Origin of the sequence: Pseudomonas synxantha (genome assembly GCF_900105675.1) — a bacterium.
Classification (GTDB): Bacteria; Pseudomonadota; Gammaproteobacteria; order Pseudomonadales; family Pseudomonadaceae; genus Aquipseudomonas; species Aquipseudomonas synxantha.
Window position 1 is genome coordinate 2,921,592 of sequence record NZ_LT629786.1, and the last position, 21,714, is coordinate 2,943,305.

The window sequence follows — 21,714 nt, forward strand, 5'->3', positions numbered from 1 at the left end:
TCACGCTCCAACCGATACAGTGAAAGAGGGGTTGGCGAAGTAGTCGTCAAGGCCACTGAGCCGCAGGGCTTCGAGTACCGTCGCACTGGGGTTGCTCAGCACCAGCTGCGTGCCGTCCTTGAACGATTCGCGCTTGATCAGAATCAACAGTTGCAAACCGGCGCTGTCCAGTTCGTCGACATTGGACAGGTCCAGCTCGACCTCATGGGCCAAGGGAAACAACGACAACAACACGTCTTTTTGCTCGCTGGCCGTGTAGATCGTCAGGGGGCCTTCCATGACCTGGATTCGACGCAGCATCGGCACGGTGCTTTTCATGCAAACCTCCTGGCCAGCGCTCGCTGGTCATCGCTATGGCAGGATCAACTTGGAGACGGCGGTGAGCATTTGCGCAGGCTGGAAAGGCTTGACCATCCACGCCTTGGCGCCGCTGGCCTGGCCTTGCTGTTTCATCGCATCACTGGCCTCGGTCGTCAGCATGATGACCGGGGTGAACTTGTAGGCCGGCAACAGCTTGGCGGCCTTGACGAAGCTCAAGCCGTCCATGTTGGGCATGTTCACGTCACTGACAATCAAGTGGATTTTGCGACCGTCCAGCTTGCTCAACGCATCACGTCCATCACAGCCTTCGATCACGTCGTAACCCGCCCCCTTGAGGGTGATGCTCACCACCTGCCGGATGGAGGCCGAGTCGTCGACGATCAGAATGGTTTTGCTCATCGGAAAAACTCCTCTAGAAAAAGGTGATTTCGCTGGCTTGCGCCTTGGCGTGCACTTTGCCGCCGTGAATGGCGTGCTGCTCCGGCATGGTGTAGCCCGTTGCAAGCGCCTGCAGCCACTGGTCACCGCGCATCGGCATCAAAGCGCCACCGCTGAGGCTCGCCGCCTGGCGCTCGCCTAACTGTTGCTGCAACTTGCTCAGGTCGCCGGTAATCAGCGTCAACATCTGGCTGACGCGATCCTGGAACTGCAGGGCGACCAGCACCTGGGCAATTTCGCCGGCGACGTTGGCGTTCTGTTGCTGCAGGTCATGGCTGTTGCCCACGATGCTTTGGGCGGTGCCGCGAAAATGTTCGATGACCTGCGATACCACACGCTCCGAATCCGCGAGGGTCAGGGTGTCTTGTTCGGCGTGGTGACGGGACATTTGCACCGTACGGGCAATGGCCGCGTTGACGGTGTTGACGGTTTCACTGATCTTGCGCCCGGTCTCGCCGGACATGCTCGAGAGTTTGCGCACTTCATCGGCCACTACCGCGAAACCTCGCCCGGCCTCGCCGGCACGCGCTGCTTCGATGGCAGCGTTGAGCGCCAGCAGGTTGGTTTGACTGGCAATGTCTCCGACAAACTTGGCCATCTGCTGCAGCTGCTCAGTGAACCCGGATAGTTGCAGGACTTCCTTGAGTTCGTTCTCTTTATTGGACAGCGCAGCACGCAGCGCTACCACGATGGAGTTGAGGTCACGCTGGCCAACCTCCAGCAAGTCGACCAGTTGCAGGGAAGCGTCTTGCGCCCCCTGGCTGGACACGCTGTGGCTGATGTCTGATGACAGCGTACTGAAGCGTTCGCTGAGCTTGAGGATCGAGGTTTCGCTGATCTCACGCGCCGCTTCGATCTGCCTGGACCAGATGGGCAAGACGTGGACGCAGACGTCTGCCAGGCCGTTATCGACAGCTACCACCGTCGCGGCAATTGCCGGATGGTCAAGCTGCTGGCACAGGCGTTTGCAGTGTGCCTGGTGACGCCGGTGCGCCAGGCAACCCAAGCCTGTGCACAGCGCCAACAGCGCAACTCCCGCTATCAAGGCCCAGGCACTGAAACCACCGCTGTAGGCGAGCGCACTGCCGCCAAGCAGGCCGGCAATGATCACCGGAACCAGGGTCAAGGCAACTGAAGGGGTTGGGATCTGTTCACTCACGGTGTGTCTCCCAGTCGAAGCCTGTCATCGCCGGTGAATCGGCAGTTCGACGGCCTGGGAGCAATAATGGCCCTATGATGGCAACACAACCATCAGAGCATCCCTATTCTGGGGTAGGGATAACGGGAAACCGGTTAGGAAAATCCCTACATGAGCGCACGGATCACGAGATGCCCAAGGTCATGGCAAAGCGCACAATATCTGCCGTGGAGCTGAACCCCATCTTTTCCATCAAGCGCGTCTTGTGGGTGCTGACGGTCTTGTTGCTGATGACCAACTGTTCGGCAATCTGGTTGACGCTCAGGCCGTGCGCCAGCAAGCGCAGAATCTGGAACTCTCGATCAGACAAGCTTTCGACGTAGGTCTGCTGCTTCAAACCGCTGCTTTGCAGCGCAATCTGCTCAGCCAGGCCCGGGTCCAGGTAACGTTGCCCACTGACCACCCGCCGCATGGCAGCCAGCAAAGTCTCTGGGTCGCGGTCCTTGGTGACGTACCCGAGCGCTCCAGCACGTAATGCGCGTTGGGCAATGTGGATTTCGTTATGCATGCTCAACACCAGGATCGGTAGACTCGGGTACTGGGCGTGCAAACGGGCGATCAGGATCTCGCCGCTGATACCCGGCATGTTCATGTCCAGCAGCAGCAGGTCGATCTCGACCTGGCGCAACAGTTCGATCAGCTGTGTTCCACTCTCGGCTTCGGCCACTACTTGCACATCGGCCACCAGGCTAAACAGCTGCTTGAGCCCTTCGCGCATGATGGTGTGGTCATCGGCGATCAGCATGCGAATCATCAATACGTATCCTTGTGCATCGGAATAAATGCCTGGACCGTGGTGCCCTGCCCGGGATGACTGAAAATAATGACTTTGCCGCCCAGCATCAGGCCGCGCTCACGCATGCCCGCCAGGCCCAGGGTCTGGCGCGTGAGCGCCTCCGGCTCGAAACCCTTGCCGTTGTCCTGCACCTCCAGCAGCCAATGGGTTTCCTGCGGGGTCAGGGTGACGCTGACCTGTGTCGCTTCGGCGTATCGGGCAATGTTGGTCAGCGACTCCTGAACGATGCGAAACGCGGCGGTAATGTGCGTATCAGGGAGGACCAGGGGAATCGAAGGCAAGTGCAGCACGCACGGAACCAGGGTCAAGGTGGCGAATTCGGTGGTCAGCCATTCCAGCCCCGATACCAGCCCCAGGTTCAAGGCGGACGGTCGCAGGCTGGTGGAAACATTGCGCACCACCTGAATCGTCTTGTCGGTCAGCGCCAGCAAGCGTTCCACCTGAGGCGCGAGTTCCGGCGTGGTGGCGCCGAACTGAAACCGCAATAACGAGATCCCCATGCGCAATGCGGTAAGGTGCTGGCCCAATTCGTCGTGGACCTCCCTGGCAATCAGTTTGCGCTCCTCTTCCCGGGCGGTTTCGCGGCGGGTCGACAGATCGCGCAACTGCGCGTTGGAATTGGCCAGGCGCCGCTCCGCCGCACGCAGCGTGGAAATATCGCGCCCTACCGCCAGTACGCTGACCACTCGCTCACCATCCAGCTCCGGAACAAAGTGGATCAGCACCACTTTGGGGGCCGTCTTCAAGATTGAGAGTCGAAACTCTTGCTCGGTTGCCTTGTTTTCACGAATCACCTGGGCAACCAATTCACGAAACAGCTGGGACTGGTTATTCAGGGGGGCCAACGCATCCATAGGCATGCCGATCAGCTTCGGCCAGGCGTCGCCTACCCAGGTCTTTAACCGCGCATTGACGTAGAGCACGTCACCTTGGGCACTCAACCGGGCGACAGCGTCCGGACTGTTTTCTACCAGTGTGTTGATGTCGTGCTGGCGCTCCAGTTCTTTGTGTCGGGCGCGGGTCAGCAAGGTGGTATCGCGACCGATCACCAGTATGCGCGAGCCCGTGCGCCCGGAATCGGCCACCGGTACCAGGGTGAAATGCAGGTTACGAACTTCGTTGAGCAGCAGCATGCTCTCATCTGACTCAACCGTGCGACCGGCAACCCTGCACTGCTCGCAAAGCCCCTGGAGCTTCTGCGCGCCCAACCGGCCGAATATCGACACCAGCATCGCGCCGATCAGCACCTCATGGGCTTTGCCCAGCGCGCGTGACAACGCCGGGTTGGCTTCGACACAAGACACATCGCCGGCCGGTGTCACCTCCAACAGCAGAAGCATGTCCAGGTTATGGTCGAAAATATCCCGGTAACGGCGCTCACGCTCGCGCAGTAACGACTCCGATTGCCAACGTTCAATCGCGATCGCGGCAATGTGGCAGGTTTGCCGTACAGGCTGAATATCACTCTCGTGCGTCACCGAACCGGGCAACCGGGACAATTCGAAAGCCCCCAGGCGTTGCCCTTGTTTGTCCATGATCGGTTCGGACCAGCATGAGTTGTCTGCAAGCGTAGAAGCAGACGCCCGATATTTCGCCAGGCCAGTGCCGAGCGGTTCTACCAGCTGTACGCGGCAGGACCAATGGGGCAAGGCCAATTGCAGATACCCCACGAGCAGTGCCAGCGTTTCTTCAAGGGAGGCACCCGTCGCCATTTTTTCGAAGATGCCCAAACGCGCATCTTCCAGCAGCTGGTGCCTGCGCAGTTCGGTAATGTCGTGGGCCAACGAGAGCACACCGACCACTTCGCCAGTGTTGCTGCGTTCGGCCATCAGGCTGACCGCACAACTCACGTAACCGAGACCGTTGGCGACGCTCCAGCTGTCGACGAATTGCGCGGTCTCGCCCGTTGCCACCACACGGCGCAACTGATTGAGGTAGTCACTGGCTTCCTCATCCGGGCTGAAGCCTATCGCCGCGTCACACGTCTTGCCAGTCAAGCGCAGATAGGCCGGGTTGACGTAGGTGCGTAACAGGTCGCGGTCGTAACGGACAATGATATTGGGGGAGTTTTCCGCCAGGGTGAGAAACTTGAGCTCGCTGCCCATCAATGTTTCGCGCAGCTGCCAATTCTCGGTGATGTCTTCCAGTTGCGACACGAAACAGGTCGGTTGCCCCTGGTCGTCACGCACCAGGCCCACGGACAAGCGCACCCACACAACGTGCCCGTCGCGATGAATATAGCGCTTGTGCAATGTCGCTCCCGCCCTTTCACCGCCCTTCAACTCTTCGATCAGCTGTTTGCCGACCTGCATGTCGTCGGGGTGGGTCAGCGCCATGAACGTGGTGTGTTGCAACTGCGCTTCGCTGTAGCCCAGCATCGTGCAGATGACACCATTGGCCCGCAGCCAACGCCCCTCCAACGACACCAGCGCCAAGCCGGTGCCGGAGGCGTCGAAAATCGACCTGAGCGGGATCTGCGCATAACTTTCGACCGCGGGTGGCGGCGCCGATGAAGCCTGGCGCGCAATCACTTCAACGATAAAATAAGCGTCGCGCCACAGCGTCAGGGAAACATCCAGCAAGCCCTGCCCCGCGCCCACCACCGCAAAAAATGCGCGCTTATTTGCCCCCGCTTTCTCCAGGGCGAGGTAAAAAAGCCAATGGTCCTCGGCACGCAGGAGTGAGACAAACTCGCAGCCGACGGCAGGAGAAAACCCATCTTCAACCAGCAGGCTTGAGAACGCAGGGTTGCCCATCACCACCCGTGCCGCTCGATCCAACGCCGCAACCGCACCTGAAAGGCAGCCGAGCACACTCTCCAGGGTGCGCGCCTTTTCATCGTCAGCCATAACCTGTGCGTGGCGATTCATGTTCCCTATACCTCGGATGTGCAAAACACTTGGCAATAGCGGGATGGGTTTCAAGACAGTTAAACGTCTTGAAAACCTTAAGCAGCGCATAGAATCGAAAGGCTTATCGCCCACACAAGTACCCTTGAGTACGTCAGGCCATGCAGTCAGCCGCCCTAATTACACCCTGCACGCGCTCAACTTATTGACCCAGATCAATAAGTTCACTTATGCAAAATCGCCCGATGAATATCTTCCAGCGCCATGACCCGCTGGGCAGCGTTGAGCTTGATCGCTTCCTTGGGCATGCCGAACACCACGCAACTGGCCTCGTCCTGGGCCACCGTGGCGGCACCGGCCTCGAGCATCTCCTTGAGCCCGCGCGCGCCGTCGTCGCCCATGCCGGTCATGATGATGCCCGTGGCGTTCTTGCCGGCGAACTTGGCCACCGAACGAAACAGCACGTCCACTGACGGCCGGTGCCGGTTGACCAGCGGGCCATCGATAACCTGGGCGTGGTAATAGGCACCGCTGCGGGTGACCATCAGGTGCTTGCCGCCAGGGGCGATAAGGGCCAGGCCAGGCAGGATGCGGTCATTGTTGCGTGCTTCGCGCACCTCGATCTCGCAGACGCTGTTGAGACGCTCGGCAAACGAGGCGGTGAATTTTTCCGGCATGTGCTGCACGATCACCATGCCCGGGCACACCCGCGGCAGCGCCGTCAGCACCGCCTCCAAGGCTTGGGTACCGCCGGTGGAGGTGCCGATGGCGACGATACGTTCGGTGGTCTGCGCCATGGCATGGCCGTTGGCGGCGGGCAGGATCGCATCCGCACTGAGCTTGCTGGCCGGGGCCAATGGCGACGGGCTGACGCTGCGCTTGCCCAGGTTCCTGACGTTGGAGTTCGCCGCGGCACGGATCGCTGTCACCAATTCGGCCGCCGATTCGATCAGGAAGTTCTTCAAGCCGGTGGTCGGCTTGGTGATGATTTCCACGGCGCCCGCTGCCAGCGCCTGCAGGGAGGTTTCCGCGCCTTTCTGGGTCAGCGACGAGCAGATCACCACCGGCGTAGGCCGTTCGCTCATGATTTTCTTGAGAAAGGTGATGCCGTCCATGCGCGGCATTTCCACGTCCAGCACGATCACATCCGGCCATTCCCGGGTGAGTTTGTCCATGGCGAAAATCGGGTCGGAGGCGGCACCCATGACGTGGATATCCGGCGTGTCGGCGAGAATCGCCAGCAGTACCTGGCGCACCACGGCCGAGTCATCGACCAGCAGCACACTGATTTTTTTGGTAGGCATCTTGTTGAAGTGTTCCCATTGGTTGGTGCCGGACCCAGACGTTGCCGTTCCACAGGTCGAACATGACCGTGCGATAACCGGTACTGCCCATGTCCTGGGCCGTCAGGTGCAGGTGATAGCGCTCGGCGAGGGCCAGCGCTGCGCGAATATTCAGGCTGGCCACGTCCTGGGTCGGCAAGCGGCGCGGCTGATCGGGAAACATCTCGCCGCCGCCGAACAACTTGACCTGATAATCCCGTGCATGGGTGCCATTGGCCTGGGCGTGGCGCAGCAACAGTTCCATGGCTTCGTCGCCATAGCGGCCATCCAGGGGCTGATGATCGCGCAGGCGTGCCGGCAGCATGAAGTGACACATGCCGCCGATCCGCCGTTGCGGGTGCCAAAAGGTGATCGCCACGCAGGAACCGAGCAAGGTGCGCAGGCGCGTCGGCCGCGTCGCAAAGCTGACCTGGCCAGGCGCTAAGACCACTTCGCTCGCATCGACTGGTTTTTTCATGGCTTGCGGTAAATCGACGGCGCCACCAGCTTCAAAGTGTCGTTTACACCGTTGAGGCTTTCCGAGTGGCTGATGATGAAATAACCGCCGGGCTTGAGCAGCGGCAGCAGACGCGCGACCACCTGGCTCTTGGTCTGCTGGTCGAAATAGATCATCACGTTGCGCAGGAAGATCACCTCGAACTCGCCCAAAGCCGGCAGCGCTTCGTTAAGGTTGACCTGGACAAAATTGACCCGGCTACGCAAGGCCTTGTCGATCAGGAAGGTGCCCTCCTGGCGGCCAGTGCCCTTGAGGCAGTACTTGGTCAGCAGCGGCTGGGGCAGCGTCCCGGCGCGCTCCATGGCGTAATGGCCGTTGCGCGCCTTGGCCAGCACCTGGATGCTGATGTCCGAGCCGATCACTTCCCAGGGGGTGGTGCCCAGGCTCTCGGCCAGGGTCATCGCCAGGCTGTAGGGTTCTTCGCCCGATGAACTGGCCGCGCTCCACACGCGAAAGACCTTGCCCGGCGCCGCCTTGGGCAGCACCTGCTGGCGCAGGAAGTCGAAGTGCTTGGGTTCGCGGAAAAAATAGGTTTCGTTGGTGGTGAGCAAATCCAGCGCAACCTGCAGCTCGCCCTTGCGCTGGTCACTCATGATCAGCTTGAAGTACTCACCATAGCTGTGCAGCTCATAGTGCTTGAGGCGCTTGAACAGGCGCCCGGCCACCAGGGCTTTCTTGGCCGGCGACAGGTTGATGCCGGCCGCGCGGTACAGCCAGCTCTGGAACTGGCCGAATTCACGATCGTCGATGGAGGCGGTTTCTGGCATGGTCGGCACTCAACGCGGATCGAGGTCGAGGGCCGGCGCTTGGCCACCCTCGGCGAGGCTGGACATCTCATCGATGGACAGCACCTTGTCCACCTCCAGCACGATCACGAACTTGCCGTCGACCTTGGCCATGCCACCGATGAAGTCGGCGCGAATTCGCGCCCCGAAGCTGGGTGGTGGCTCGATCTGCGCAGCTGGGATCTCCTGCACCGCCGACACGGTGTCGACCAGCAAGCCGATATCCTGTGGCCGGCCCTCTTCGCTGCTCGCCTCGATGATGATCACGCAGGAGCGCCGGGTGATCGCCGAATTGGCCCGCCCAAAGCGCGCCGACAAGTCCACCACCGGCACCACCGCGCCGCGCAGATTGATCACCCCACGCACGAACGCCGGCATCATCGGCACCACAGTCAGGCTGCCGTATTCAATAATCTCCTTGATCCCCAGGATGGCGATGGCGAACATTTCGCCGCCAAGCATGAAGGTCAGGTATTGCGCATCCTCATCCACCGCAACCGCGGTATGCCGAGTCGTCATCACTGCGCCCATGTCACTCTCCTTGTAAGCCCGCATTGATCGTGGGATCAGAAGCGGGTGAATTCAGATTCGTCCGGGGCACTGGCCAGGCTGTAGGCGAAGGCCTTGCGCGGTGCCTGTGGTTTCGGCCGCGGAGGCTGACGGTTGGGCTTGCTGCCGGGGCTGTCGACGCTGTTGTCTTGAACCGCGGCCCTTGGGGTTGAATCCAGCACGAAGAAGCTCATGGCCTGTTGCAGTTGCTCGGCCTGGCTGCTCATCTCTTCGGCCGTGGCCGCCAGTTCCTCGCTGCTCGAGGCATTTTGCTGGGTCACCTGGTTGAGCTGGGTCATGGCCGTGTTGATCTGCCCGACACCCGCGGCCTGTTCTTCGGAGGCGGCGCTGATTTCCTGCACAAGGTCGGAGGTCTTGTTGATGGAGGGCACCATTTCGTCGAGCAGCTTGCCGGCCTTCTCAGCCATGTCCACGCTGCTGGAGGACAGCTCGCCGATTTCCTGGGCGGCGACCTGGCTGCGTTCGGCCAGCTTGCGCACTTCGGCGGCCACCACGGCGAAGCCCTTGCCATGCTCGCCGGCCCGAGCGGCCTCGATGGCGGCATTGAGGGCAAGCAGATTGGTCTGGTAGGCAATGTCATCGATGATGCTGATGCGCTGGGCGATTTTCTTCATCGCCACCACGGTCTGCTGTACCGATTCGCCGCCTTCGGTGGCCTCCTTGGCGGCCTTGCTGGCCATGCCATCGGTGACCTTGGCGTTTTCGGTGTTCTGGTTGATGCTGGCGCTCATTTGCTCCACCGAGGCACTGGTTTCCTCGACGCTGGCGGCCTGTTCACTGGTGGCCTGGCTCATCGATTGCGCGGTGGCACTGACCTGCTCGGAGGCGCTGGCGAGGTTATCGGCGGCGTTGCGCACTTCGCCGATGATATGCGCCAGCTTGCCGACCATGTTGCGCATGGCGTTGAGCACCATGCCGGTTTCATCCTTGGCACCCGGTTCGATATGGGCGTTGAGGTTGCCTTCGGCCAATTGCTCGGCGGCGGTTGCGGCTTGGCGCAGTGGGCGGGAAATGATGCGGGCGATGAACACCGCCAGGCCCAGGCCGATCAACAAGGCCGCGGCCAGTACCGCGATGATCGACAGGCGTGCGTTTTCGTACAGCGCCAAGCCTTTGTCACCTGCGACCGTCGCGCCGGCGTCATTGAGTTCGACCATTTTCTGCAGGCGGGTGGTCACCTCATCGAAATGCCCCTTGGACTCCCCTCTGAGCAAACCGCGTGCCTGGACTTCCTGGTTCTGCCGGGAAAATTCGAGCAATTGCTTGCTGCTTGCCAGGTACGCTTCCCATGCGCTTTTTACGCTGGCCAGCAGCTGACGATCTTCATCGTTCGACAGCAACTGCTCATAGGTGCCCATGCGGGTTTCGAACTGTTGGCGCGCGTCGGCGGCTTCACGTTCGGCCTGGGCCTTTTCCTCGGCGATCTCGGTCGCGAGGTGGCGGTTTTCCTTCAAGCGATAGTTGGCGGCAAAAAAACGCATGCCTGCCGCTGCGCGCATGGAAGGCATCCAGTTGCCCTTGATGTCCTGGGCTGCCTGGTTGACAGCGCCGAGCTGGTGGATGGCGAAGCCACCCATGGCCGCGGTGAGCGCCAGGACCACCAGGAACGAGCTGATCAGCTTGGTGGAAATCTTGAGATCGTAGAACCATTTCATCGGGGAACCTCCATGGAATTGCAAAGACATCAGCGAGCGACGACCGGCGGCGATTGAGGCGCCTGGGGCGTACGGGCTTCCAGTTGTACGATTTGGTTGAGCAGTGCCGGTACATCCAGGATCAGGGCCACCGCGCCGCTGCCCAATATGGTCGAGCCGCTGATGCCGCGCAGTGCGCCGAACAGCTTGCCCAGCGGTTTGATCACGGTCTGGAACTCGCCGAGCAGGTCATCCACCACCAGCCCGGCCTTGTGTTCGGCGTAGCGCACCACCACCACGTTCTGGCGCCGTGAAGCGGGCCCTTCGTGGCTGAAGTGTTCGCGCAGGTCCACCAGCGGCAACACCTCGCCACGCAGGTCCAGATAGCCGTCGTCGCGGCTGGACTGGCGCTGGCGCTCATCCAGTTCAATGCATTCCTGGACCATGTCCAAGGGGATCACATAGGTGGACTGGTCAATGGCGACCAAAAACCCATTGATGATCGCCAGGGTCAGCGGCAAGCGGATACTCACCACGGTGCCTTCGCCGGGGCGGCTGTCCAGGTCGACGGTGCCGCGCAACAAGGTGATATTGCGCTTGACCACGTCCATGCCGACGCCGCGCCCGGACAGGTTGGTCACCGCCTCGGCGGTGGAGAACCCCGCTTCGAAGATCAGGTTATAAATCTCCTGGTCGGTCAACACCGCACCGCTGGCCACCAACCCGCGTTCCTGGGCTTTTTGCAGGATGCGCTCGCGGTTGAGCCCGGCGCCGTCGTCGGCGATTTCAATGACGATGCTCCCTGAATCATGGTAGGCATTGAGGCTCAGGTGGCCCTTGCCCGGCTTGCCGGCCGCCTGCCGCGCATCGGCGCTTTCGATACCGTGGTCCATGGCATTGCGCAGCAGGTGCATCAGTGGGTCGCCGATTTTCTCGACCACGGTCTTGTCCAGTTCGGTTTCCGCGCCACTGATGATCAGTTCGATGTCCTTGCCCAGTTCCTGGCTGATATCGCGCACCACTCGGCGAAAGCGGTTGAACGTGTCACCAATGGGGATCATGCGCAGGTGCAGGGCGCCATCGAGGATCTCCTCCACCAGCGCCGATACCGTCGAGGTCGCCTCTTGCAGGGGGTCGTTGTCACAGGAGCGGGCCAACAGGCTTGAGCCGGCACTGGCGATCACCAGTTCGCCGACCAGGTTGATCAGCTCGTCGAGCTTGTCGGCGTTGACCCGCACGTAATTACCGTCACGGGGTTTCGTCTCGGTGGCTGGCGCAGAACGCTGCGGTGTCGCCGCCACGAGGCCCTGCTCTGCCTGGGCGACACGGTCGCCGGCAAAGACCGCAGTGCTTTCAGGCGCTTCGTCGACGGCACGGATGTGCACCTCGCAATCGTCACGCACAAAGTCGAACACTTCGTTGAGGGTGGCGTGACTGGCCGTCGAACGCAGGCCGATTTCGAACCCCAGGTAGCAGCTTTCCGGGTCCCAGCGGTCTATGGGCGGGATGCTGTCGGTCAGGGTGGTGACCTGCAGCACCTGCCCCAGGGTCTCGAGGTAGCGCAAAAATGACAGCGGGTCCATGCCATTACGGAACACGTTCACGCCGAAGCGCAGGGAGATGTGCCAGAGCACTTCGACCGCCGTGTCGTCGGCCACCTCAGCGGTTTCGACGCTGGCAGTGACGGTTCGCATCGGCTGATAGGCACTCAGCGCCTCGCGCAACGCCTCACCGCGCTCCAGAACGGCAGGCGTCGGCGTCTCACCGCGGTTGGCGACCACTTCGACCAGTTCGAGCATGTGGTCGCCGCATTTGAGCAGCAGAGCGATCAATGCGGCGTCCACCGCCACATTGCCTTCGCGCAGGCGGTCAAGCACGTCTTCGACGATATGCGTGAACCCCACGATCGACGCCAGACCGAAAAGGCCCGCCGAACCCTTGATGGTGTGCGCGGCGCGGAAAATCGCGCCGATGGCGTCCTGGTCGCCGGGCTCGCTTTCCAATTGCAGCAGGGATTGCTCCATGGCCTGCAACAGCTCGCGTGCCTCAACGATGAATGTCTGCTGTGCCTGATCGAGATTGATGCTCACCTGGACTGTCCTTGTCGATCAAAAAAAATGGGAAGTGGCGACTACAAGCCTGCGCTACGGCACAGTTGCAGTGCGTGCATGACCGCCTGGCTTTGGCCGGTCACACTCAAGGCTGTACCGGCAACACCCGCCTCACGCTGGACAACTGCAAGCAACTGCAAACCGGCGCCATCCATCTCCGTGACCTGTGACAGGTCCAGCTCCAGGCGCGGCGTGGCGCCCATCTGCGGCAGCAGCGCAGCCGCCAGTTCCGCCACGGTGTAGATCGTCAGCTCGCCGTCAATGCGCACGCAGGTGGTGCCGTCGAGTGTTTCAGTACTGATTGGCATGGCAGCCTCCCTGGCGCCGGATGATCAAGGCAGGATCAGCTTGGAAACGGCTGCGAGCATTTGCGCCGGTTGGAACGGCTTGACCACCCAGGCCTTGGCGCCGGCGGCCTGGCCCTCGGCCTTCTTCGATTCCTGGGACTCGGTGGTCAGCATGATGATCGGCGTGAACTTGTAATTGGCCAGCTTCTTGACCTCCTTGACGAAGGTGATGCCGTCCATGTTGGGCATGTTTACATCGCTGATGATCAGGTGGACTTTCTGCCCGGTGAGCTTGCTCAGGGCATCCTTGCCGTCGCTGGCCTCGATTACGTCATAGCCGGCGCTTTTCAAGGCAATGCCGACCACTTGTCGCACGCTGCTGGAGTCGTCGACCACTAATACATTCTTCGCCATGGTGTACTCCTAAAAAAAGGTGATGTCTTGGGAATTCGGCTGCGCGGCTGCCACTCCGTGGTGCAGGCGCCGCTGTTCGTCGGTGGCATAGGTGGCTTCCATGCGCGCCAGCCACTGCCGGGCGTCGACGCCCACCGCCTGGTCCGGCGCCTGGCTGGCCTGCAGGAGGTGGTCGTGCAAGGCGTGCATGTTGTCGCGCACGTGGCTGAGGATCTGGCTGACGCGGTCCTGGAATTGCAGGCTGACCAGCACTTCGGTCATCTCATCGCGGATGCCGTAGCTTTCCTGCTTGAGCAGGTCGGCAGATTCGGCCAGGCGCCCGGTGATGTTCTGGAAGCGCTCGAGCACCTTTTGAATACTGTTTTCGGACTCGGCCACCGAATGGCTGTCCTCGTCGGCACTGCTGGACGCGGCCTGCACCAATTGCGTGATGGCGTTATTGATGATGTCGACCTTGGCCGACATCTGCTGGCCGGTTTCACTGGATTTGTTCGACAGGCTGCGCACCGCATCGGCCACCACCGCAAAGCCGCGCCCGGCCTCACCGGCACGCGCCGCCTCGATGGCAGCGTTGAGGGCCAGCAGGTTGGTTTGCGCGGCAATCGCCGCCACGTCGGCGGCCATGGCGCGCAGTTCCTTGGTATAGGCAGTGAGGCTGCGGACCTGGACCAGGGTCTGGTCACGGCTGGTCTGTGTGGCCTTGAGCGAATTGATCACCTGGCTCAGCTCGCTGTCGCTGCGCGCCAGTACCTCGAGCGCGCCGTCGGCCGACTGCCCATCCAGTTCGCCGGCAGCCTGCTGCGAGGCCTGTACCGTTTCATGCAATCGCGCGGCGATCCCGGTGAAACGGTTGGCCAGGCTCACAATCGCTTCTTCGGTCTGGTGCCGCGAGCTTTCCACCTGCTTGGCCCAGATCGGCATGGCGCCGAGCAGCACTTCATCGAGCTGTGCGCGGGAAGCCATGCCGTCATGCGCTGCGTCCACCGCCGACTGATCCGCCTGCGCCCGCGCCGTCGCGTGCAGCACAGCGTTGCGTTGCGAATGTGTGCTCCAGGCACAAGCCCCCAAGCCCGTCAGCACCAGTACCGCGCAGGCCAGCAGATTGGCCGAGGAAGCTGATTGCACCAGCAGCCACCCAATGGCAGGCACGACCGGTATAAGGGCAAACCAGCAAAAACGCGGATAACCAGGAAGGGAAATGCGGCCGGATTGACGCTGGGTCATGAGTTCGATCCTTGAACAGTGTTGCGGATATTAGGTGACATAGGGGATATCTGCCCAATACCTCGCAACTTTAGGATCCTGATGTGCCTTCCGTCTGTTTTATGACCATCAGGTGACGGATCCGGGTGCCTGGCAGCTTATAGCTATCTGACTGATGCACCGCGATCCAAATGTGGGAGGGGCGGTGCGACGATTCGACTTGCCCCCGATGGCGGCCTGACAGCCGACCAGAATGTTGGATCAGACCGACTACATATCCATTGTTTAGGTAACGGCCACTATTGGTTCCGCTCTTACAGCGGGTCACTTTGAAAAGCGCAAAGTAACCAAACGCTCTTGCCCCACCACTCGGCACCTCGCTTAGGCTCGGTGTGCCCGTAATCCGCCATGGATTTGGGGGGCCGCCGCCACGCGCCATCCATGGCGCGGGGCGGCTAAACCGGCATCCTTGCCGGTTTACCCCCCAAATCCCTGTCGAATTCCGGCCAGCGTGGTTTAACGGGGCGCCTGAGATCAAAAGCAGATCAAGATCAAGATCAAGAGCGGCTCGCTTCGCATCGTGGTTACTGACGGCGCTACGTCAGAGTTGTGTAGATAACCATGCCCCAGGGTGCACGGCTTTAGCCAAGACCAGGCCCCTCACCCTCCTCCCCACCCCTCGCGCACCGCGTGCCGAATCCCTTCCAGCAGCATCGCGAACGCCGGGTTGTCGTTGTTCTCGCGCCAGATCAGATGAAGCTCGCTTTGTACGCCTTCGCCCAGGTCGATATCGCGGAACACCACGTTCTTGAACACTACGCTGGTGGCGCAACGGGGCACCAGCGCCAGGCCCATGGCGGCGTTGACCAGGGCGAGGATGGTCAGGGACGAGCCGAGCCACTGCACATAATCCGGGGCGACGCGGGCAGAGCGCAGCATGCCGGTCAGCAGTTCGTTGAACGGCGGATAGGCGGCGTGGGAGTACATCAGGAACGGCTGGCCGTCGAGGTCCTTGACCGACACGGTTTTGGCATCAGCCAGTGGATGGGTGTTGGGGACGGCCAGCACAAAGGGCTCGCGGACCAGGCATTCGGTGGCGTAACCGGGTTCCAGCAACGGTGCGCGGGCAATGCCCAGGTCGATACGTCGAGCGCGCAAGGCCTCGTGCTGCTGGTAGGTGTTCATTTCCGACAGGTCGATTCGCACGTGGGGCTGGGTGATGCGTGTCTCGGCTATGACCTTGGGCAGGAACTCGTACACCGCGCTGCCGACGAAGCCGATATTCACCGAGCCGATATCGCCCTGGGCAAACCGCCGGGCGGTCACTGCGGCCTGCTGGGCGCGCTCGAGCAGGTTCTGCGCCTCGATGAAAAACGCTCGGCCGGCCGCGGTAAGGGCGACGTTGCGGGTGTTGCGGGTGAACAGCTCGACGCCCAAGTGATGCTCCAGCAACTGGATCTGCCGGCTGAGCGGTGGCTGGGTCATGTTCAGCCGTTCGGCGGCGCGGCGGAAATTCAGTTCAGTGGCGACGGTGGTGAAACAGCGCAGATGGCTCAGTTCGAACATTGATCTAATCCAGGTATCAATCGAATGCCAAGTTAGATTAGACGGGATCAATACCCGCGTCCATGATCGACCTACGTCACCAGCAATCCCCACAAAAACAACGATCGGGAGTCGCTCATTGAATACCCTGCAGAGTCCACCGGACCCGAACGTGCTTGCCCGGGCTGCCGCCAAGGTCAAGCGCCACGTCCTGCCGTTATTCGTGATCATGTTCATCGTCAACTACATCGACCGGGTCAATATCGGCTTTGTGCGCAGCCATATGGAAACCGACCTGGGCATCGGCGCTGCCGCCTATGGCCTGGGCGCCGGGCTGTTCTTCGTCGGTTATGCGATCTTCGAAGTGCCTTCCAATCTGCTGCTGCAACGCTACGGCGCCCGCGCCTGGCTGACGCGCATCATGTTCACCTGGGGCGCCGCCGCGATGGCCATGGCCTTCGTCCAGGGTGAAACCAGCTTCTATGTGCTGCGCTTTGTCCTCGGTGCCGCAGAAGCCGGCTTCTTTCCCGGCATCATTTACTACTTCACCCAATGGCTGCCCTCGACCGAGCGCGGCAAGGCCATGGCGATTTTCCTCAGTGGCTCGGCCATCGCCTCGGTGATCTCCGGCCCGGTGTCCGGCGCGCTGCTGCACATCGATGGCTTGAACCTGCACGGCTGGCAGTGGATGTTCCTGGTCGAGGGCTTTGCGTCCATCGCCCTCTGCGGTTTTGTCTGGTTCTGGCTGCAATCCCACCCGCGGGAAGCCAAGTGGCTCAGCGAGGAAGAAAAGACCGCGCTGATCGCCGCCATCGACCAGGAGCAGCGGGCCCGGGAAGCCGCGCAGACGGTCAAGCCCTCAATGTTCAAGTTGCTGGCCGACAAACAGATCGCGCTGTTCTGCTTCATCTACTTTTCCATTGCCCTGACTATCTACGGCGCCACGTTCTGGCTGCCGAGCATGATCAAGAAGATGGGCAATCTGGGTGATTTCCAGGTCGGGCTGTTCAATTCGATCCCATGGATCATTTCCATCGTCGCCATGTACGGCTTCGCCGCCATGGCCAGCAAATGGAAATTCCAGCAGGCGTGGGTCGCGCTGACGCTGTTGATCGCCTCGTTCGGCATGTTCATGTCCACCTTCGGCGGGCCGGTTTTCGCCTTCGTCGCCATCTGTTTCGCCGCGATCGGCTTCAAGGCGGCCTCGGCGCTGTTCTGGCCAATCCCGCAAGGCTACCTGGATGCGCGCATCGCAGCAGCGGTGATCGCCCTGATCAACTCCATCGGTAACCTCGGCGGCTTCGTGGCCCCGACCACGTTCGGCTTGCTGGAGCAGACCACCGGGTCCATCGAGGGCGGGCTGTACGGTTTGGCCGGCGTTTCGCTGGTGGCTGCCGTGGTGATCTTTTTCGTCCGAACCGCGCCGCGTGGCGACGTTCCGAACGCGCCGTGCAAAGACACTGCGCCAAAGAAGCCGCCGATGAGTCACCCAGCCCTGAAAACTGATGCAACGGGAGCAGCCTCTTGAAAATCACTCGCGTCACCGTCACCCCCATCGCCTTCCGTGATCCGCCGTTGCTCAATGCCAGCGGCATTCACGAACCCTTTGCCCTGCGCTCGATCATCGAAATCGAAAGCGACACCGGCTGCATCGGCCTCGGTGAAAGCTACGGCGACGCCCCGGCGCTGGCGATCCAGCAGCAGTTGCAAAGTCAGCTGATCGGCCTTGACCCGTTCAATCTCAATCACCTGCGGGCCATCGTGAAAGCCACGGTGGCGGCGAACAAACCGCCGACCCTGGCCGGCGCGGAACTGGCGCCCGGCTCCCACGCGAGCAAAGCGGTGAGCAATGCCTATTCGGCGTTCGAAGTGGCGTTCCTCGATCTGCAGGCGCACGCCCTGAACCTACCCTTGGTGGATCTGCTGGGCGGGGCGATACGCGATGAGATTCCGTTCAGCGCCTATTTGTTCTTCAAATATGCGCAACACGTGGACTCACCCTACAAGCCGGACAGCTGGGGCGAGGCGCTGAACGAAGAGCAGATCGTTGCCCAGGCGCGGCGGATGATCGAGGCCTATGGCTTCAAGAGCATCAAGCTCAAGGCCGGTACCTTGCCGCCGGAGCATGAAGTGGCGTGCATCAAGGCCTTGAAAAAGGCGTTTCCCGGCTATCCGCTGCGCATCGATCCGAACGGTAACTGGTCGCTGGAAACCTCGATCCGCATGGCCGAACTGCTCGGTGATGATCTGCAATATTACGAGGACCCGACACCGGGCCTGGAGGGCATGGCCCAGCTGCATAAACGCACCGGCCTGGCGCTGGCGACCAACATGGTGGTGACCGATTTCGAAGAGTTGCGCCGCAGCGTGGCGCAGGACAGCGTGCAGATCGTGCTCGCCGACCACCACTACTGGGGTGGCCTGCGCGACACCCAAGTGCTGGCAAAAATGTGCGAGACCTTTGGCCTGGGGGTGTCCATGCACTCCAATTCGCACCTGGGTATCAGCCTGATGGCCATGGCCCACGTCGCCGCCTCGGTGCCCAACCTCGATTACGCCTGCGACACCCATTACCCCTGGCAAGAGCCGGACGAAGAAGTGATCAAGGGCGGCAAGGTACCGATTGTCGATGGCTGCGTGAAAATCACCCGGTCCCCGGGGCTGGGCCTGGAGCTGGACCACGATCAGCTCGGCAAGCTGCATGATCAATACCTGACCTGTGGCATTCGCCAGCGCGACGATGTGCGGCAGATGCAGCGTTATGACCCGGCGTGGAAGGCGGTCAAGCCGAGGTTTTGATCAGAGGAGTCTGATGAGCATGTAGCAACCTTTGGTCCGGGAGCGCCGCTGCGCTTGCCCGGACTTTTTTTGTCGGTTGATTGCTGTTCATAAGCGGTTCAGCCTTTATGGAAAACGGCAATCATGCGTCCGACAGGACTGCGGGTTTTACCTAAGACTCCAGCGTCAACGCAATTTTCAACCGAAGGTCTTTTTCTGCAAACGGCTTATGCAGCACCGGACAGTCACTAAACTCCTCCGGCAAGCCGCTGCCGCCGTAGCCCGTACTGAACAAAAACGGAATATGGCGGGCCCGCAGAATCCGCGCCACTGGGAAAACGCGCTCTCCAGCAATGTTCACATCCAGGATCGCCAAGTCGACATCCACCACATCTGCCACTTGCATCGCCTTGCCGAGCTGGGCCACGGAGGCGACTACGGTGCACTCCAGGTCTTCGAGCATTTCCTCGATCAACATGGCGATGGTGCCCTCGTCTTCAACCAGGAGCACTTTGGTACCTGGGAATGTGATCATGTCTGGTTCTCAGCGAGCATAAACGAGAAGCGGCAGTGAACGCCCTCACGGGCGAAGTCGAGTTCGAACGAACCGCCTAGATCACGCTCGATGCAGCGCTTCATCAACCGCGAACCCAAGCCTTCGCGCTCCGGCGTGGACACCCAAGGCCCGCCTTGTTCGCGCCAGTCCACGGTGAGCAGCGCGCCGCTCGGCTGGGGCCGAACGCTCCAGGCCACCGTGAGTGTCCCGGTGTCGGTGGACATCGCTCCGTATTTAAGGGCGTTGATCGCCAGTTCGTTGAGCGTCATGGTCAGGTTAAGGGCGACGCGGGTGTCGACCTCGATGGCATCACCGGCGATCACCACGCGACCGGAATCATGGCCAAACACCGGCACCAACACTTCCTGGGCCAGCACTCCCAGCGGCGTAAGGCCCCAATGCCGCTTCGTCAGCAGGTCGTGGGCACGCGACAAGGCCAGCAACCGGGCTTCGAACCGGGTGTAGCCGTCCTTGGCATCCTGCGCGTTGCGTGCGGTCTGGGACGCCAGGGACTGGACCGTGGCCAGGGTATTCTTGACCCGATGATTGAGTTCGTCGATCAAGTTCTTTTGTCGGTCTTCGGCCTGCTTTCGCTCGGTAATATCCACGAGCATGTTGATCGCGCCGATCAGATTGCCATCGGCGTCATGCAGCGGGGTCGGATATGGCGTGAAAGGCACGCGGGTGCCATCCGGACGCTCGGCGACGGCCTCGACGCCGCGTATGGCGCGGTTTTCCTTGAGCGCCACGGCCATCGGGCATTGGTCGTGAGGCAGAAAAGAGCCGTCGGTGTTAAACAGTTTCCAGGTGACACACCACAGGTCGCCCAGTTGCGGCGTGCGCCCCGACAACTCGACGGCCGCACGGTTAAAGAAGGTAATACGCCCCTCGGCGTCGGTGGTGTAGACCGCCGCCGGCATGGCCTCGAGCAGATCGCGCATGTGCCGCTCGCTTTCACGCACGCGGTTTTCCATTTCTCGGGCCAGCGTGACGTCCTGGATGACCCGCACACCATAGCGGAACCGGCCATCGGGCGCCCTGACCGAGGAGCTATGCACATCCAGGTAGAGCGCCTGGCCATCGAGCTTCACCGCCCGTTTGCGCAGCACGTAGTTATCCAGTTCACCCGCTACCTGCCGGGCGTATAACGCCGCGTCCTGCTCGACACTGTCTGGGTGGGTGTAGTCCAGGAAGGTCATCGCCAGCAATTGCTCACGAGAGCGACCGAGCATGGTGCAAAGGGCATCATTGACCCGCAGCAGACGGCCGTCCTCGCCCGCCTCGGCAATGCCGATGGTCGCCGCCTCGTAGGTCGCCGCCAGCCGGTCATCGCTCTCCTGACGCCCGGTTTCAGCATCGTGCACGCGGGTCACGTCAATGGTGAAGCAACGCGTGTTGAAGAACTTGCCGTCTTCGAACCGCCCATTCGAGGTAATCGCGACGTGCCTGATGGTGCCGTCCCTGGCCCGCAGGCGCGCCGGGTAGCTGTTCAGGCAATCACCGCTGCCGAGTTTATGCAGGATGTCGCCGATTACCGGTTCATCCACATGAAATTCAGTGATATGACGGCCGATGTACTCGTCCGCGGTATAGCCCAGCAGCGACAACTCGGCTTTATTGGCGCGCAGGATAATGCCCTCGCCGCTGACAATATGCAGGCCCACGGCGCTGTTTTCGAAAAAGTCTTCGAGATCGGAGCTTTTGCGCCGCAATTCCTCGGCCATGGCGTGGTGCATCGAGACGTCCTGAAAGCAATTGATCGCGCCTTGGATTTCTCCATGCCGGTCTCTGAGGGTGCGGATATTCATGAGCGCGACGAATCGCGACCCGTCCGGGCGCTCAATCATGACTTCCTGGTTACGCGCACACAGGCCTGCGTTGAGCGTCGACGCCATCGGGCATTCGTCAACCGCCAATGGCGCGCCGTCTGTCGTATAAAGTCGATATGAGCCGCAATAGCGGTCCCCATGCTTACCCAGGGCGGGTGTCCGTCCCCATAAATCAACCGCATCGCTGTTGAACCTGACGAGCCACCCGTCGCGGTCACAGAGGTAAATCGCCCCCGGAATGACATCGAGCAAGTGAGTCCCCATCGCGACCAGGCTCTCGTATTCACTGGGTTCGCGTGTGGCTCTGGGGGACTGGTCAACATTCAACATACTTCATCCTCAATGCACCTGTGTTGAAAACGCGCCTGCTCTTGCCGCCTTCAGCTCTTCCCTGAGTGTATGTCGTGAAACGGGATTCCACGTTGGATAAATTTCATTTACACGCAAAACGTTGCCCGGGTAGCTATAGGCACTGGAAGACTAAATGGGAACGAAACATGCAGCTAACGCTCATTATAGTGTTGCCGCTTCGAGTTTATCAGCCGACGTAGCATGAGGAGA

Annotated in this window: 19 protein-coding genes; 2 read left to right on the forward strand and 17 right to left on the reverse strand. The window is 61.1% G+C overall.

Going from position 1 to position 21,714, the window contains the following annotated elements; translation table 11 throughout:
- The 15 genes from BLU48_RS13565 to BLU48_RS13635 all read right to left on the reverse strand — a co-directional run bounded on the left by BLU48_RS13565 (position 1) and on the right by BLU48_RS13635 (position 16,011).
- The gene (locus BLU48_RS13565) at positions 1 to 318 is read right to left on the reverse strand and encodes an STAS domain-containing protein (protein ID WP_057025413.1); all 318 of its coding nucleotides are present in this window, start codon (positions 316 to 318) and stop codon (positions 1 to 3) included.
- Positions 319 to 351: 33 nt separating this feature from the next.
- Positions 352 to 720 carry a response regulator gene (locus BLU48_RS13570; RefSeq protein ID WP_010563050.1) on the reverse strand — a complete coding sequence of 123 codons (369 nt, stop codon included), beginning with the start codon at positions 718 to 720 and terminating at the stop codon, positions 352 to 354.
- Positions 721 to 733: 13 nt separating this feature from the next.
- Positions 734 to 1,918, reverse strand: a complete 1,185-nt coding sequence (locus BLU48_RS13575; RefSeq protein WP_231989040.1) for a methyl-accepting chemotaxis protein — start codon at positions 1,916 to 1,918, stop codon at positions 734 to 736.
- A 163-nt stretch (positions 1,919 to 2,081) separates the two neighbouring features.
- Positions 2,082 to 2,711 carry a response regulator gene (locus BLU48_RS13580; protein ID WP_046072083.1) on the reverse strand — a complete coding sequence of 210 codons (630 nt, stop codon included), beginning with the start codon at positions 2,709 to 2,711 and terminating at the stop codon, positions 2,082 to 2,084.
- On the reverse strand, positions 2,711 to 5,623 hold the full coding sequence (locus BLU48_RS13585; protein WP_057025414.1) for a PAS domain-containing sensor histidine kinase: 2,913 nt from the start codon (positions 5,621 to 5,623) through the stop codon (positions 2,711 to 2,713). The genes BLU48_RS13580 and BLU48_RS13585 overlap by 1 nt, the downstream gene beginning before the upstream one ends.
- 203 nt (positions 5,624 to 5,826) lie before the next feature.
- On the reverse strand, positions 5,827 to 6,906 hold the full coding sequence (locus tag BLU48_RS13590; protein WP_057025415.1) for a protein-glutamate methylesterase/protein-glutamine glutaminase: 1,080 nt from the start codon (positions 6,904 to 6,906) through the stop codon (positions 5,827 to 5,829).
- Positions 6,869 to 7,402 carry a chemoreceptor glutamine deamidase CheD gene (gene cheD, locus BLU48_RS13595; RefSeq protein WP_057025416.1) on the reverse strand — a complete coding sequence of 178 codons (534 nt, stop codon included), beginning with the start codon at positions 7,400 to 7,402 and terminating at the stop codon, positions 6,869 to 6,871. The genes BLU48_RS13590 and cheD overlap by 38 nt, the downstream gene beginning before the upstream one ends.
- A complete protein-coding gene (locus tag BLU48_RS13600) occupies positions 7,399 to 8,208 on the reverse strand; it encodes a CheR family methyltransferase (RefSeq protein WP_057025417.1) in 810 nt (269 codons plus the stop codon). Before BLU48_RS13600 ends, cheD begins: the two co-directional genes overlap by 4 nt.
- 9 nt (positions 8,209 to 8,217) lie before the next feature.
- Positions 8,218 to 8,757 (reverse strand): chemotaxis protein CheW, encoded by a 540-nt coding sequence (locus BLU48_RS13605; protein WP_057025418.1) that lies wholly within the window; start codon positions 8,755 to 8,757, stop codon positions 8,218 to 8,220.
- 35 nt (positions 8,758 to 8,792) lie between these two features.
- Positions 8,793 to 10,451 carry a methyl-accepting chemotaxis protein gene (locus BLU48_RS13610; RefSeq protein ID WP_057025419.1) on the reverse strand — a complete coding sequence of 553 codons (1,659 nt, stop codon included), beginning with the start codon at positions 10,449 to 10,451 and terminating at the stop codon, positions 8,793 to 8,795.
- 29 nt (positions 10,452 to 10,480) lie between these two features.
- On the reverse strand, positions 10,481 to 12,520 hold the full coding sequence (locus BLU48_RS13615; protein ID WP_057025420.1) for a chemotaxis protein CheA: 2,040 nt from the start codon (positions 12,518 to 12,520) through the stop codon (positions 10,481 to 10,483).
- Between the two features lie 41 nt (positions 12,521 to 12,561).
- Positions 12,562 to 12,849: an STAS domain-containing protein gene (locus BLU48_RS13620; RefSeq protein WP_057025421.1), complete on the reverse strand. Its 288-nt coding sequence runs from the start codon at positions 12,847 to 12,849 to the stop codon at positions 12,562 to 12,564.
- A 24-nt stretch (positions 12,850 to 12,873) separates the two neighbouring features.
- Positions 12,874 to 13,242: a response regulator gene (locus BLU48_RS13625; protein WP_010446480.1), complete on the reverse strand. Its 369-nt coding sequence runs from the start codon at positions 13,240 to 13,242 to the stop codon at positions 12,874 to 12,876.
- Between the two features lie 9 nt (positions 13,243 to 13,251).
- Complete coding sequence (locus BLU48_RS13630; protein WP_082636732.1) at positions 13,252 to 14,466, reverse strand: methyl-accepting chemotaxis protein; 1,215 nt, start codon at positions 14,464 to 14,466, stop codon at positions 13,252 to 13,254.
- Between the two features lie 639 nt (positions 14,467 to 15,105).
- Positions 15,106 to 16,011 (reverse strand): LysR family transcriptional regulator, encoded by a 906-nt coding sequence (locus tag BLU48_RS13635; RefSeq protein ID WP_046072074.1) that lies wholly within the window; start codon positions 16,009 to 16,011, stop codon positions 15,106 to 15,108.
- 118 nt (positions 16,012 to 16,129) lie between these two features.
- Here BLU48_RS13635 and BLU48_RS13640 point away from each other — a divergent pair, with 118 nt between their 5' ends.
- Positions 16,130 to 17,518 (forward strand): MFS transporter, encoded by a 1,389-nt coding sequence (locus BLU48_RS13640; RefSeq protein WP_057025422.1) that lies wholly within the window; start codon positions 16,130 to 16,132, stop codon positions 17,516 to 17,518.
- Positions 17,515 to 18,789, forward strand: a complete 1,275-nt coding sequence (locus BLU48_RS13645) for a glucarate dehydratase family protein (protein WP_057025423.1) — start codon at positions 17,515 to 17,517, stop codon at positions 18,787 to 18,789. Before BLU48_RS13640 ends, BLU48_RS13645 begins: the two co-directional genes overlap by 4 nt.
- Before the next feature lie 151 nt (positions 18,790 to 18,940).
- Here BLU48_RS13645 and BLU48_RS13650 read toward each other — a convergent pair whose 3' ends face one another.
- Both BLU48_RS13650 and BLU48_RS13655 read right to left on the reverse strand, forming a co-directional pair.
- Entirely contained in the window at positions 18,941 to 19,303 is a 363-nt protein-coding gene (locus BLU48_RS13650) for a response regulator (RefSeq protein ID WP_057025424.1), read from the reverse strand.
- Positions 19,300 to 21,483, reverse strand: a complete 2,184-nt coding sequence (locus tag BLU48_RS13655) for a PAS domain-containing sensor histidine kinase (protein WP_057025425.1) — start codon at positions 21,481 to 21,483, stop codon at positions 19,300 to 19,302. The genes BLU48_RS13650 and BLU48_RS13655 overlap by 4 nt, the downstream gene beginning before the upstream one ends.
- Positions 21,484 to 21,714 lie beyond the last annotated feature (231 nt).

Coding starts and splice junctions, on each gene's coding strand:
- BLU48_RS13565 (WP_057025413.1), bottom strand. CDS start 318: ATGAAAAGCACCGTGCCGATGCTGCGTCGAATCCAGGTCATGGAAGGC.
- BLU48_RS13570 (WP_010563050.1), bottom strand. CDS start 720: ATGAGCAAAACCATTCTGATCGTCGACGACTCGGCCTCCATCCGGCAG.
- BLU48_RS13580 (WP_046072083.1), bottom strand. CDS start 2,711: ATGATTCGCATGCTGATCGCCGATGACCACACCATCATGCGCGAAGGG.
- BLU48_RS13585 (WP_057025414.1), bottom strand. CDS start 5,623: ATGAATCGCCACGCACAGGTTATGGCTGACGATGAAAAGGCGCGCACC.
- BLU48_RS13590 (WP_057025415.1), bottom strand. CDS start 6,906: ATGCCTACCAAAAAAATCAGTGTGCTGCTGGTCGATGACTCGGCCGTG.
- cheD (WP_057025416.1), bottom strand. CDS start 7,402: ATGAAAAAACCAGTCGATGCGAGCGAAGTGGTCTTAGCGCCTGGCCAG.
- BLU48_RS13600 (WP_057025417.1), bottom strand. CDS start 8,208: ATGCCAGAAACCGCCTCCATCGACGATCGTGAATTCGGCCAGTTCCAG.
- BLU48_RS13605 (WP_057025418.1), bottom strand. CDS start 8,757: ATGGGCGCAGTGATGACGACTCGGCATACCGCGGTTGCGGTGGATGAG.
- BLU48_RS13610 (WP_057025419.1), bottom strand. CDS start 10,451: ATGAAATGGTTCTACGATCTCAAGATTTCCACCAAGCTGATCAGCTCG.
- BLU48_RS13620 (WP_057025421.1), bottom strand. CDS start 12,849: ATGCCAATCAGTACTGAAACACTCGACGGCACCACCTGCGTGCGCATT.
- BLU48_RS13625 (WP_010446480.1), bottom strand. CDS start 13,242: ATGGCGAAGAATGTATTAGTGGTCGACGACTCCAGCAGCGTGCGACAA.
- BLU48_RS13630 (WP_082636732.1), bottom strand. CDS start 14,466: ATGACCCAGCGTCAATCCGGCCGCATTTCCCTTCCTGGTTATCCGCGT.
- BLU48_RS13635 (WP_046072074.1), bottom strand. CDS start 16,011: ATGTTCGAACTGAGCCATCTGCGCTGTTTCACCACCGTCGCCACTGAA.
- BLU48_RS13650 (WP_057025424.1), bottom strand. CDS start 19,303: ATGATCACATTCCCAGGTACCAAAGTGCTCCTGGTTGAAGACGAGGGC.
- BLU48_RS13655 (WP_057025425.1), bottom strand. CDS start 21,483: ATGTTGAATGTTGACCAGTCCCCCAGAGCCACACGCGAACCCAGTGAA.